The 12,981-nt window shown below is 68.5% G+C and carries 7 protein-coding genes and 1 pseudogene; all 8 read right to left on the bottom strand.

Features of this window, described 5'->3' with window-relative positions:
• Positions 1-86: 86 nt before the first annotated feature.
• Positions 87-2,450 (bottom strand): Tex family protein, encoded by a 2,364-nt coding sequence (locus tag V8246_RS15280; protein ID WP_336189965.1) that lies wholly within the window; start codon positions 2,448-2,450, stop codon positions 87-89.
• Positions 2,451-2,663: 213 nt separating this feature from the next.
• Positions 2,664-3,236, bottom strand: a pseudogene (locus tag V8246_RS15285) (OmpA family protein); the annotation flags it as partial.
• 210 nt (positions 3,237-3,446) lie between these two features.
• On the bottom strand, positions 3,447-4,907 hold the full coding sequence (locus V8246_RS15290; RefSeq protein ID WP_336189966.1) for a wax ester/triacylglycerol synthase family O-acyltransferase: 1,461 nt from the start codon (positions 4,905-4,907) through the stop codon (positions 3,447-3,449).
• Between the two features lie 59 nt (positions 4,908-4,966).
• Positions 4,967-6,385, bottom strand: coding sequence for a deoxyribodipyrimidine photo-lyase (locus V8246_RS15295; protein WP_336189967.1), 1,419 nt, complete (start codon positions 6,383-6,385; stop codon positions 4,967-4,969).
• A gap of 28 nt (positions 6,386-6,413) precedes the next feature.
• Complete coding sequence (gene alr / locus V8246_RS15300) at positions 6,414-7,601, bottom strand: alanine racemase (RefSeq protein WP_336189968.1); 1,188 nt, start codon at positions 7,599-7,601, stop codon at positions 6,414-6,416.
• 82 nt (positions 7,602-7,683) lie between these two features.
• Positions 7,684-10,680: a two-component regulator propeller domain-containing protein gene (locus tag V8246_RS15305; RefSeq protein WP_336189970.1), complete on the bottom strand. Its 2,997-nt coding sequence runs from the start codon at positions 10,678-10,680 to the stop codon at positions 7,684-7,686.
• 226 nt (positions 10,681-10,906) lie between these two features.
• The gene (locus tag V8246_RS15310; RefSeq protein ID WP_162108856.1) at positions 10,907-12,307 is read right to left on the bottom strand and encodes a replicative DNA helicase; all 1,401 of its coding nucleotides are present in this window, start codon (positions 12,305-12,307) and stop codon (positions 10,907-10,909) included.
• 203 nt (positions 12,308-12,510) lie between these two features.
• Positions 12,511-12,960, bottom strand: a complete 450-nt coding sequence (gene rplI, locus V8246_RS15315) for a 50S ribosomal protein L9 (protein WP_336189971.1) — start codon at positions 12,958-12,960, stop codon at positions 12,511-12,513.
• Positions 12,961-12,981: the final 21 nt, after the last annotated feature.

Here is a 12,981-nt window from a genome sequence, read left to right on the forward strand (position 1 = left end):
TTCCCGAACCAGCGCTTGAGCGCTTCCCTTGCAGTGCGATCGCGACTCACGTCGCTCCCACGTGTTCCCTTGAGCGCGGCGCTGGATCAGCCCTGGCCTTTCGCCCGGGCGAAGGCCGCCGCCAGCGCGTTGTCGGCCGGCGGCGCACTCGCCTTGGCCGGCGCTGGACTGCGCCGCTGATCGCGCGGATGGCCGCGGTCCGGTCCGCGCGGCGGACGCGGATCGTTCGTCCGTGCATCGCGCGGCGCCTGCTGTGCCGGCGCGTCGTCCAGGCGGCGCGTCAGCGCGATGCGCTTGCGGGCCACGTCCACTTCCAGCACCTTCACCTTGACGATGTCGCCGGCCTTCACGACCTCGCGTGGGTCCTTCACATAGCGGTCGGACAGCGCGGAGATGTGGATCAGGCCGTCCTGGTGCACGCCGATGTCGACGAAGGCGCCGAAGGCGGCCACGTTGCTGACCACGCCTTCCAGGATCATCCCTTCGCGCAGGTCCTTGATGTCCTCCACGCCGTCGGCGAAGCGCGCGGCCTTGAACTCGGGGCGCGGATCGCGGCCGGGCTTCTCCAGTTCCTTCAGGATGTCGCGGATGGTCGGTACGCCGAACTTCTCGTCGGTGTACTGCTCGGCCTTCACGCTGCGCAGGAAGGCGGTGTCGCCGACGATCTGCTTCACCTGCCGGCCGCTGCCGGCCAGGATGCGCTCGACCACCGGATAGGCTTCCGGGTGCACGGACGAAGCATCCAGCGGTTCGTCGCCATCGGCGATGCGCAGGAACCCGGCGCACTGCTCGAAGGTCTTCTCGCCCAGGCGCGGCACGCCCAGCAGCGCCTTTCGCGTGCGGAACGCGCCGTGTTCGTCGCGGAAGCGCACGATGTTCTCGGCCACCGTCGAGGAGAGGCCGGACACGCGCGTCAGCAGCGCGGCAGAGGCGGTATTCACGTCGACGCCGACGGCGTTCACGCAGTCCTCCACCCGCGCATCCAGCGCGCGCGCCAGGCGGAACTGGTCCACGTCGTGCTGGTACTGGCCCACGCCGATCGCCTTGGGTTCGATCTTCACCAGTTCCGCCAGCGGGTCCTGCAGGCGGCGGGCGATGGAGACGGCGCCGCGGATGCTCACGTCGAGGTCGGGGAACTCCTTGGCCGCGAATTCCGAGGCCGAATACACCGAGGCGCCGGCTTCGCTGACCACGATCTTCTGCATCTTAAGCTCGGGCGCGAGCTTGATCAGGTCGCCGGCCAGCTTGTCGGTCTCGCGGCTGGCGGTGCCGTTGCCGATGGCGATCAGCTCCACGGCATGTTTCGCGCACAACGCGCGCAGCACGTGCAGCGACTGGTCCCACTGGCGCTTGGGTTCGTGCGGATAGATGGTGGCGGTGTCGACCAGCTTGCCGGTGCGGTCGACCACGGCGACCTTCACCCCCGTGCGCAGGCCCGGGTCCAGGCCCAGCACGGCCTTCGGCCCGGCCGGTGCGGCCAGCAGCAGGTCCTTCAGGTTGTCGCCGAACACGGCGATGGCCTCGGCCTCGGCCTTCTCGCGGGCCTGGTTGAACAGGTCCAGCAGCAGGTGCATGTGCAGCTTGGCGCGCCAGGTCAGGCGGCAGGCATCCAGCAGCCACTTGTCGGCGGCGCGGCCCTGCGCGGAGACGCCGGCATGCTTGGCGACGCGGCCTTCGGCGGAAAGATGGCCGGCCTCGGCATCCATGCCCGGGTCGAGGTCGAGCTGCAGGATCTCTTCGCGGCGCGCGCGGAACAGCGCGAGCAGGCGGTGCGAGGGAATCTTCGCCAGCGGTTCGGCGTGGTCGAAATAGTCGCGGTACTTGGCGCCTTCGTTCTCCTTGCCGTCGGCGACCTTGGCGCGGATCACGCCGACGTCGGTCATCCACTCGCGCAGTTCGCCGACCAGCGCGGCGTTCTCGCCCCAGCGCTCCATCAGGATGGCGCGTGCACCATCGAGCGCGGCCTTGGCATCGGCCACGCCCTTCTCGGCATCGATGTACGCGGCGGCGGCGGTTTCCGGCACCTGGGTGGGATCGGCCAGCAGGCCATCGGCCAGCGGTTCCAGACCGGCTTCGCGGGCGATCTGCGCGCGCGTGCGGCGCTTGGGCTTGTACGGCAGGTAGAGGTCTTCCAGCCGCGCCTTGCTGTCGGCGGCTTCGATCTCGGCCCGCAGTACGTCGGTCAGCTTGCCCTGCTCCTCGATGCTGGCGAGCACGGCCGCGCGGCGGTCCTCCAGCTCGCGCAGATAAGTCAGGCGCGTTTCGAGGTTGCGCAGCTGGGTGTCGTCCAGGCCGCCGGTGACTTCCTTGCGGTAGCGGGCGATGAAGGGCACGGTGGCGCCTTCGTCGAGCAGCGCGATGGCGGCCTTGGCCTGCGCGGTCTGTGCGCCGATCTCGGCGGCGATGGTGGCGGCGATGTGCTGGGCGATCTGGGGATTGCGGTCTTGCATTGCGTCCGTACTGGAAAACCCGATACGCCGGGTGGGACCGGGATTGTGGCAACGGATGGCCGCGCAGGAAACGGGTTGACAGGAAGAGACGATGCGGGCTGAAGAGCGCATCCTTGCGGCCGGTGTTCCCGCGCCCTCCGTGCGCGTCGTTGGTGTCCGGAACGAAGACGGGCCGCACAGAGCGGCCCGTCTGGACTGCGACGTGCGGCGTGCTTACGAACGCACCGGCAGCACCCGGATCTCCACGCGACGGTTGAGCGCACGGCCTGTCTCGGTATCGTTGCTGGCGACCGGATAGCGCTTGCCCATGCCGACGATCTCGAAGCGCTCGCGCTGCAGGCCCTGGCCGATCAGGTAGTTGCCGACCGACGCGGCGCGCTGCTCCGACAGGCGCTGGTTCACCGCATCGCTGCCGATGCTGTCGGTGTGGCCGCTGACTTCCACGATGGTCTGGTTGTACTCGCGCAGGGTCGACGCCACGTTGTTGAGCGCGGGATAGAACTGCGGCTTCAGTTCGGCCTTGCCGAAATCGAAGGTGACGCCGTCCGGCAGGTTGAGCTTGATGACGTCGCCATCGCGGCTGACATCGATGCCGGTGCCCGCGGTCTGGCGACGCAGTTCGGCTTCCTGGCGATCCTGGTAGGCGCCGATGGAACCGCCCGCCAGCCCGCCGATGCCCGCACCCACCAGGGCGCGCTGGCGACGCTCGGTGGCGTCGCTGCCGCTGAGCAGACCGGCCACGGCACCGATACCCGCACCGATCAGGGCGCCGGTACGGGTGCGATTGGGATCATTGGGATCGTTGGTCTGGCCGGTATAGCTGGCGCAGCCACCGAGCAGCGTCACGGTGAGCGCCGCGAGGGCGCCGGTCTTCAGCATCGCATTCATACATCCTCCTGGGCGGTGCGGGGAATGCACCGGAACGGCCGCAAGCCTACCCAGCAAAATGTTCACAACATGCGATTTGAGCCCTGTTCATTCAGTTAGCGTCGGGGATCACGCCATCACCGCCACCGCCCCGGGCGCATCCAGCGTCCGCTCCCAATCGCCCATCAGCGCCAGGTACAGCAGCTTGTCGAACTCCGGACCGAAGCGGCGGATGACGGCATCCGGATCGGGGATCAGTTTGGCATCGGCGATCAGGCCGAAATGCACGCGTCCGTTGTAGCTGAGGATGGATATGCCGATGCCGATGGAGCCGGTCTGCGGGACCCAGAACATCATCTCGCGCACGCGGCTGCCACCCATGTAGAGCGGCTGTTGCGGGCCCGGCACGTTGGTCGCCACCGCGGTCGCCTTGCGCGAGAAGAGCTCCAGCGCTAGGCCCTGCACCGCTGAAGGCGCCATCCCAAGCGCGGCAAGAAGTCCAAATGCGACAATGGCTTGGCGAGAATTCTTGAGGTCGCGCATGCAGTCGGCCACGCGCTCCAGGCGGCGGATCGGATTGTCCTCGCCCACCGGCAGGTCCAGGAACACCAGGCCGAAGTGGTTGCCCAGCTTGCGCGCGTGCTCCAGCGGCCGCAGGTTCACCGGCACGGTGGCCCGCAGAGTCACCCCTTCGAGCTGCTCGCCACGCTCCAGCATGTAGTTGCGCAACGCGCCAGCCGCCGCGGCCATCAGCACGTCGTTGACGGTGCAGTCGCAGGCGCGGCCGACCGCCTTCACGTCTTCCAGATCCAGCGGCTCGGCCCAGGCCACGCGCTTGCTGACGCCCAGCTTGCCGCGCAGCAACGTGGGCGGGTCGTCCGACAGGGACAAGGCGTGCAGCAGCTCGCGGCCGATCTCGCCGCCCTCCTTCGCCAGCATCGTGGCCAGCGTGGGGTCCTGCATCATCTCCATGCCCTTGCCCAGCATCTTGCCGCCGATCTGCATGTAGCGGTCGATCGCCCCCACGCGGCGGACGACCTCGGCCCCGTCCTTCTTCAGCCACGCCGATCGCAGGTCCTTGCCGGCGTCGGGCTTGCGGCTGGTATCGGTCAGCGACAGCAGCACCTGTACCAGCGCGATGCCGTCGGCATAACTGTGGTGGATGCGGGCCACCAGGGCGGAGCCGGTGCCGTAGCGTTCGATCAGATGGAATTGCCACAGCGGCTTGGTCTTGTCCAAGGGCGTGGACGCCATCTGGCTGGTGAAGCGCTCCAGCGCTTTCTTCTCGGACGCGGGATCGTGCCGTCCCGGCAGTGCGGACAGGCGCACGTGCCAATCGAGGTCGAAGTCCGGATCGGTCACCCATGACGCGCCGGCCGGCGTATCCACCGCCTTCTGCAGGAAACGGGGATAGGCGAGGAACCGCTTTCTGATGACCTGCTTCAACCGGTCGAGCGTCATCGGCTCGTCGAACATCAGCACGCCGGTGATCATCATCGGATTGGTCGGACGACACATCCGCAACCAGGCGGTATCCACCCGCGACATCGGCTCGCGACGCGGCTTTGCCTGCGCCTTCTTCGTGGCCATGCTTGCCCTCCTCTCCCGCACCGAGTGAAGCATGCGGCCCCGAAAGGCGTCAACGCAGTTCAGTCGCCCGTCTTGCGATAGGCCGCCAGCGCGCCGTCGCGCCCTTCCGCCAGGTCAACCAGGGGCCGCCGCGGGTAGTCGGGGGCGATGCGTGACATCACATCGGGCTTCTCCCACGGCGCGAAACGCAGCGGGACTGACATGGCCGCCAGTTCCGGCACCCAGTGCGCGATGTACGTCCCTTTGGGGTCGAACTTCTCCGCCTGCGTCACCGGGTTGAACACGCGGAAATACGGCGCGGCATCGGCACCGGTGCCCGCGGTCCACTGCCATCCCAACGTGTTGTTGGCCAGGTCGGCGTCCACCAGCGTGTCCCAGAACCAGCGCGCTCCCTGCAGCCAGTGGTAGCGCAGGTGCTTGGTCAGGTAGCTGGCCACGATCATGCGCACCCGGTTGTGCATGTAGCCGGTGGCCCACAACTCGCGCAGGCCGGCGTCGACGATGGGGACGCCGGTGCGGCCACGCTGCCATGCCTCGAGGGCTTTGGGGTCGACCTTCGCCCAGTCGAAATGCGCGAAGCGCGGGTTGAGGTTCTGCGTGGTGGTCTGCGGAAAATGGTGCAGCAGGTGGTAGGCGAACTCGCGCCAGCCCAGCTCGCGGATGTAGCCGTCCATGTCGGCGCTGTTGGCGGCCGTGCGTACGCGCTCCAGTTCGGCCGTGATCCGCCAGGGGGCGATTTCGCCGAAATGCAGGTGCGGCGACAGCCGGGAGGTGCCCGTTCGGTCGGGACGGTCGCGGTCCGTGCGGTAGCCGTTGAGCGCGCCCTCGATGAAGACCTCCAATGCCTCCCGCGCGCCGGCCTGGCCGGGCGTCCAGACCTTCCAGAAGCCGGTATCCCAGCCCAGCGCCGGTGCCAGGCGCCAGGCATCGAGCGATTCGCCCGCCAACGCGGCGTCGAACGTGGGCAGCGCGCCGGGCGCATCCCACGTCGCCGGTGCGCGCCACTGCGCGAGCGCCGACCGCCAGAACGGCGTGAACACCTTGTACGGCCCACCTTGCTGGGTGGCGAGGTCCCAGGGTTCGAACAGCAGGCAGCCATTGAAACTGTCCACCCGAAGGCCGCGTTCGCGCAGCGCCTTCTTCAGCGCGGCATCGCGCGGTTGGGTGGCGGGTTCGTACTTGCGGTTCCAGAAAACCGCCGCCGCACCGGTCTGCTCCACCAGCGCCTGCAAGGCCGAAGCGCTCGGCCCTTCGCGCAACAGCAGGCGCGACCCGCGTGCCCGCAGGTCCGCATCGAGCGCCGCCAGCGACCGGTGCAGCCACGCAAGTGACGCGGCACCGGGCCTCCATTCGCCTTCTTCCTGCGGCGCATGCACGTAGACAGGAATGGGGGTGAACCCCTCGTCCACGGCCGCGCGCAGGGCCGGATTGTCGTCCAGGCGCAGATCGTGGCGGAACCAGACAAGGGCGTAGGGCATGGGCTCGGCTTTCGGACGTCGTTGCCGATTACGCAGCCGGCCCGCCGATGGATGCACCGCCGACGTATTCACGGGGGATGCGCGCGTTGAGTCCGGTCAGGATCTCGTAGGGAATGGTGCCCGCCGCATGCGCGACCGCTTCGCAGGAAATCGCGTCGCCGCCTTGCGCGCCGATCAGCACCACCTCGTCCTCGTTGTAGGCGGTTCCGCCAGGGCCGAGGTCGACCATGAACTGGTCCATGCATACCCGGCCGATGATGGGATGGCGCTTGCCGCGCACCAGCACTTCGCCGCGCGACGAAAGCGAACGCGGATAGCCGTCGCCGTACCCGATCGGCACGGTGACCACGCGCGTGTCCTCCGGCGCTGTCCAGGTGGCCCCGTAGCTGACCGTCCGACCGGCCTTCACCACCTTGAAGTAGACCACCTGCGACACCAGCGACAACGCCGGCTTCAACGCCACGGTGGCCCGCGAGGCGGGGTCCGGCATCACGCCATACAGCGCGATGCCCGGACGGACCATGTCCAGGCAGGTGTCTGGGAAATGCAGCACACCCCCGGAATTGGCCAGGTGACGCAGCGGAATGGGGGCGCCGATGCGGTCGAAGTGCCGACACGCATCGAGGAACCGGTGCAGTTGTTCGTGCGTCATCGGCGAGGCCGGATCGTCCGAACAGGCGAGGTGGGAGTAGATGCCTTTCACGGTGCACCAGCGCGATGCGACGGCGGCCTCGATCAAAGGGGCGGCATTCTCGCTGTGCACGCCGATCCGTTCCATGCCGGTGTCGACCTTCAGATGGATCACCGCCTGGCGTCCCAGCGAGGCCGCCGCCTGTTCCACCTGGCGCAGTTTGGCGATCGAGGATACGGTCACTTCCAGGTCGCAGGCCAGGAACTGGCCGACCTGCGGCGCGTGGATGCCGCCCATCACCAGGATCGGCACCGTCACGCCCGCGCGCCGCAGGGCGATGCCCTCCTCCACCAGTGCCACGCCCAGCTGTCCGATGCCCTGCGCCTGCAGGTGGCGCGCGACCGGCACCAGCCCATGTCCGTAGGCGTTGGCCTTGACGATGCCCATGACGGGCACGCCGGCATGCGCCTGCAGTGCGTGGAAATTGTGGCTCAGTGCGTCCAGGTCCACGCGGATGCGCGTGGGCCGGTCATTGGCTTCAGGGCGGAACGAAGCGGCGGCTTCGAAAGCATCGGATCCGTGCATGGCGCGATTGTAGCGGCGAGCGTGCGCTCCGCCGCGCAGACGCTTGCGGAATGCGGGATTGACCCGACATCCGTGGCGCGGTCTACCCGCGATGCCGCTCGCGCCGGCGCCGCCACCAGGCGGTCCGCGGGCGATACGCCACGGTGGCGGGTACGTGTACCTCCACGCGGGTGCCCGTGCCGGGGCCGGACACGATGTCCAGCCTGGCGCCGATGCGTGCGGCGCGTTCGCGCATTCCGGCCAGGCCCCAGTGCCCTTCGCGGCCGCCGCGGTCCAGCACGTCGGATTCGATGCCGCGGCCATCGTCGTGCACGTTCACCGCCACGTACGCCGCGCTCTGCTCGATGACGATGCCGATATGCCGGGCCCCCGCGTGACGGCATGCGTTGAGCATCGCCTCGCGTCCGATCTGCAGCAGTTCATCCTGCACGATGGGGTCGATCGGCATCCGGTTTCCTTCCTCCGACACACGGATGGACAGCGCGGGACCGGCCTCCAGTTCGGCGGCCATCCTCGCGAACAGGTCGGCGAGGCAGCCACCGCGGGCGGTGGCGCGCAGGTCGAGCACCCGGTCGCGCGCCTCCACCATCACGTCGTCGGCGCGCTCCAGCACCGCATCCAGCGCGTCGCGTGCGGGGGCACCGGGCCCCAGCGAACGGGCGACGGCATGGAAGCGCAGGATCAGCCCCTGCACGCTCTGCAGCAGCGTATCGTGCAGTTCGCGTGCGATGCGCTCGCGCTCCTGATGGCGTTCCTGCAGGCGGTCGTGGATCTGTCGCGACACCCGTCTGAGGCGCAGCATGTAGGCGCCCCAGAGCAGCGCGGCCGCCGCCATCGCGCACGCTGCAACGAACCAGGGCGTCTGGTAGTAGCGTGGCGCGATCGAGAACGCGATGCGCGCCCCGACCTCGTTCCAGACGCCGTCGTTGTTGGTGGCCAGCACGCGGAACACGTAGTTCCCGGGCCCCGGGTTGGTGTAGTAGGCCACCCGGCGCGTCCCGGCGTCCTGCCATTCCTGCTCGTATCCCTCCAGCCGGTAGCGGAAGCGCACCCGCTCCGGAATGGCCAGGCTCAGCGCGGTGTAGCCGATCTGCAGATTGCGCGTTCCCGCGGGGAGGCGCAGCGCACCCGCGTCCAAAGAGTATGGGCGGCCGTCGACAGACAACGATCGGATGCTGACAGGTGGCGACAACGGATTGCGCTGGATGCGGTCCGGATCGATCGTGACCACGCCACTGGTGGTGGCGAACCAAAGCCGGCCGTCGCCGGCCTGCAGTGCGGTCGGTATGGGGCGGAACTGCGCGGGAATGCCCGGCAGCCCGTCGAGGAAATCGAACAGATCGTAGGTCGCGGCGGACGTGCCGGCGAATACCGCATCGAGGGATGCGGCCGGAATCCTGACGATCCCGCGCGCACCGTTCAGCCACACGTCGCCGTTCGCCGTCTCCACGATGCCGGAAATGCCGCGCAGGGGGCTGTCGGCCCGCGCGCGCAGCGTCTGGATACGTTCGCCGCGCATGCGCGCCAGCCCGCGCTCGCCTCCTATCCACAGGCCCGCGCGCCCCTGCTGCAGCGCACTCACGTTACCCACATCGAGGCCCTGGGGCAGTCCGAAAACCTGCAGCCGGCCCTCGCGCATCGCCGCGATCTGGTTGTGCGCGAAGCCCATCCACAAGCGGCCGTCGGTCCCGGGAAGCAGGGTCAACGGCGACGACCCTTCACGCGTGCCGGGAAGATCGCGCAGATGGGTCCAGCGGCCGCCCTGCAGGCGGTGGAGGCCCGGCGTGTTCAGTGAGACCCACACCGTGCCGTCGGGCGTCCGCGCGATGGCCTGCACGCCCGAGTAGCGGCCCACCGGCAGGGGAACGCCAGGGGCAAGTGCACCGTCTCGCAGGGTCCAGATCCCCTTCGGACCACCCAGCCACACCACACCGGTCTGGTCGCGGTACGCCGCCGTCAACGGCGGGGCAAGCGGCAGAGAGGCCTGGTGGCTCCCCTGCAATCGCAGCAGGGGACGGTTGCGGCTGCCCACCAGTACGGATGCGCCCTCCTCCGCGACGATGGCGAAATCGTGGGCGCCATCGGGCAGGCGGGCCAGCACCACGTTCGCATGGCGGAACCGGTCCAGGCCACGACTGCTGCCTATCCAGAGGGTGCCTTCCCTGTCCTCCAGCAGCGGCAACGCATAGTCGGACGTCAGTCCCTCGCGCTGACGGAAGCCTTCGAACGCTGCGGCCGCCTCGCCGGTCCAGCGGTACAGACCGTCGCCCAACGTGGTGGCCCAGAGGGCGCCATCCCGATCGAACAGCAGCCCGGCGGAGGCCAAGGACAACGCCTGCCGGGGCGCCGGTCTTCCAGGCACGGGCAGCGCACGCACCGCGCCGTCCGCCTCCGCGATCCAGATGGCGCCATCCGGCCCCTGGCCGAACTGGCTGATCCGGCCCACGCGCGCCGGCACGCGCTGGAACGCCGTGGCGCCCCGCGGCAGGAAGGCGACGCCCTGCTCACTGGCGACCCACAACGTACCTTCGGCATCGACGAACACGGTCCGCGCCTGTCGGCCGGGATACTGCCAGCCCGGGCCCAGCGCATGCCATCGCCCACCCTGCAGGTAGACCAAGCCGGTGAACGTGGCCGCCCAGAGGCGGCCATCCGCATCGTGGGCGAAACGGAAGACGGTGCCGCTGGGCAGGCCCTGGGCCTGGCCGTAGTGGCGTAGTCGCGCCCCGTCGATATGGGAAACCGCGCCGTAGCGGAAGCCCACCCACAGTCCACCATCGGGCGACGCATGCAGTGCGGAGACGCTGGTGGCCGGCAGTGCGTCGCCGGCCGGTGGCTCATAACGCTCGAACTGCACGCCGTCGAAGCGGTACAGCCCGATCTGCGTGGCGAGCCAGAGATACCCGTCCGTCGTCTGCGCGAGCGCGGTGATCTGGCCCGGCGCACCATCCTGGACCCGCCATGCCGTGTGGTGGAACTGCGCCAGCTGGCGGCGCACCTCGAGTGCGGCCGCCGTCTGCGCCAGCGCAAGCCATAGCAGCCCGACGAGTACGACCCGCCCGCCATGCAAACGTCCCATGCCTTCGCCCGACCGACTGGCCACCCGCTTACCTGCCTCAAGCTCGCTGGCGGTCGTGTTCCGCCGTTGTCGCCCGACCGGGGCGAGTCCGTGGGCATCCCTGGCCTATCAGCGCCGCGCCACGCCGCAGCCCATGCCGCCTCCCCTGCCTGTCGGCATCCCCTGGTGGGCGGCGCGCGCGTCCCACAGCGTACTACGCCCCGCGCATGGCGTTGAGGGCTGCGGCCTACTCGAAGGCGCCGATGCTGTCGTGGCTCAGATTGTCGAAGCGGGTGTACTCGCCGAAGAAGCGCAACTTGCACGAACCGGTGGGGCCCGAACGCTGCTTGCCGATGATGATCTCGGCCAGACCTTTATCCGGCGAGGTTTCCTTGTTGTAGTAATCGTCTCGGTAGATGAAGACGATCATGTCCGCGTCCTGCTCGATGGCGCCGGATTCGCGCAGGTCGGCCATCACCGGGCGCTTGTCGGTACGCGTCTCCAGCGAGCGGTTGAGCTGCGACAGCGCGATCACCGGCACGTTGAGCTCCTTGGCCAGGCCTTTCAGCGAGCGCGAGATCTCGGAGATCTCGGTGGCGCGGTTCTCGTTGTTGCCCGGCACCGACATCAGCTGCAGGTAATCGATCACGATCAGGCCCAGGTCGTGCTCGCGCTTCAGCCGGCGCGCCTTGGAGCGCAGCACGTCGGGCGACAGGCCGGGCGTGTCGTCGATGAAGACCTTGGCCTGGTCCTTGAGGATGCGGATGGCACTGGTGACGCGGCTCCAGTCCTCGTCCTCCAGCTGGCCGGTACGCAGACGGGTGGCGTTGATGCGCCCCACCGAGGAGATCAGGCGCATGGCCAGCTGGCCGGCCGACATTTCCATCGAGAACACCGCTACGGCCTTCTTCGACTTGATGGCAGCGTACTCGGCGATGTTCAGGGCGAACGTGGTCTTGCCCATCGCTGGGCGGGCCGCCAGGATCACCAGGTCGGTCGGCTGCAGGCCGGCGGTCATCATGTCGAATTCGGTGTAGCCGGTCGGCAGGCCGGTCACGGTGCCGCCGCTCTCCGAACGCACACGCAGTACTTCGAAGGCGTCCTTCAGCGCATCGTTCATCGCCACGAAGTCGGTGCGGCCGCGCGCGCCCTGTTCGGCGATCGCGAACACCTTCTGCTCGGCGATCGCCAGCATCTCGTCGCTTTCCTTGCCCTCGGGCTGGAAAGCGTCGTTGACGATCTCGGTGCCCACTTCGATCAGCTGGCGCATCACCGCCTTGTCGCGGACGATCTCGGCATAGGCAGCGATGTTGGCGGCCGATGGCGTGGTGCTGGCCAGTTCGACCAGATAGGCGCCGCCGGCGACCAGGTCCATGTGGCCCTGCGACTCGAACCATTCGCCCAGCGTCACCGCATCGAACGGGCGGTTCTTCTCGGCCAGTTCCGCGATGGCGCGATAGATCAGCTGGTGGTCGCGGCGATAGAAATCGTTGGCCGTGAGCTTGTCGTTGATGCGGTCGTAGGCTTCCGGCGCCAGCATCAGGCCGCCCAGCACCGCCTGTTCCGCCTCGATGGAGTGCGGCGGCACGCGGAGTTGTTCGATGCGGGCGTCGTGGGGATCCTGGCGGAAACCGGTGCGTGCGGACATGGGCGTTACGGGCTCCTGCGGCGCATGCGGGGCGATGGCCGCACGGCCGGACATGGTAGGCAGTCCGTGCCCCTGGGTGTTGCAGATAAGTATGTGGATAACCGGTGGGCATCTCAGCGTCTGCGACGCGGGTGGACCCACCAAACAAAACGGGCGCCTTGCGGCGCCCGTCTGTCGGCATCATGCAGCGATGCGCGGATCGATCAGGCTTCGGCCTGCACCACGACCTTCACGGTCGTCTGCACGTCGGCGTGCAGCTTCACGACGATGTCGTACTCGCCGATGTTGCGCAGCGCGCCTTCGCCCATGATGACCTCGCTCTTCTCGAGCGGCAGGCCGGCGGCGGTGAAGGCGTCGGCGATGTCACGCGGGCCGACCGAGCCGAACAGCTTGCCTTCGGTGGCGGCGTTGGCGGTGATCGTGACGCTGGCGCCTTCCAGCTTGGCAGCGCGGGCTTCGGCTTCGTCATGCACGGCCTTGGCCTTGGCTTCGTACTCGGCGCGCTTGGCTTCGAACTCGGCCACGTTGGCGGCGGTGGCCGGCACGGCCTTGCCCTGCGGCACAAGGTAGTTGCGGCCGTAGCCCGGCTTGACGTTGACCTTGTCGCCCAGGACGCCCAGGTTGGTCACTTTCTGCAGAAGAATCAGTTCCATCGTGTATCTCCGATTCGTTAG

It is taken from the genome of Pseudoxanthomonas sp. F11 (assembly GCF_037046485.1).
In the GTDB taxonomy this organism is placed as follows: domain Bacteria; phylum Pseudomonadota; class Gammaproteobacteria; order Xanthomonadales; family Xanthomonadaceae; genus Pseudoxanthomonas_A.

Coding starts and splice junctions, on each gene's coding strand:
- V8246_RS15305 (WP_336189970.1), bottom strand. CDS start 10,680: ATGGGACGTTTGCATGGCGGGCGGGTCGTACTCGTCGGGCTGCTATGG.
- V8246_RS15290 (WP_336189966.1), bottom strand. CDS start 4,907: ATGGCCACGAAGAAGGCGCAGGCAAAGCCGCGTCGCGAGCCGATGTCG.
- V8246_RS15295 (WP_336189967.1), bottom strand. CDS start 6,385: ATGCCCTACGCCCTTGTCTGGTTCCGCCACGATCTGCGCCTGGACGAC.
- rplI (WP_336189971.1), bottom strand. CDS start 12,960: ATGGAACTGATTCTTCTGCAGAAAGTGACCAACCTGGGCGTCCTGGGC.
- V8246_RS15310 (WP_162108856.1), bottom strand. CDS start 12,307: ATGTCCGCACGCACCGGTTTCCGCCAGGATCCCCACGACGCCCGCATC.
- V8246_RS15280 (WP_336189965.1), bottom strand. CDS start 2,450: ATGCAAGACCGCAATCCCCAGATCGCCCAGCACATCGCCGCCACCATC.
- alr (WP_336189968.1), bottom strand. CDS start 7,601: ATGCACGGATCCGATGCTTTCGAAGCCGCCGCTTCGTTCCGCCCTGAA.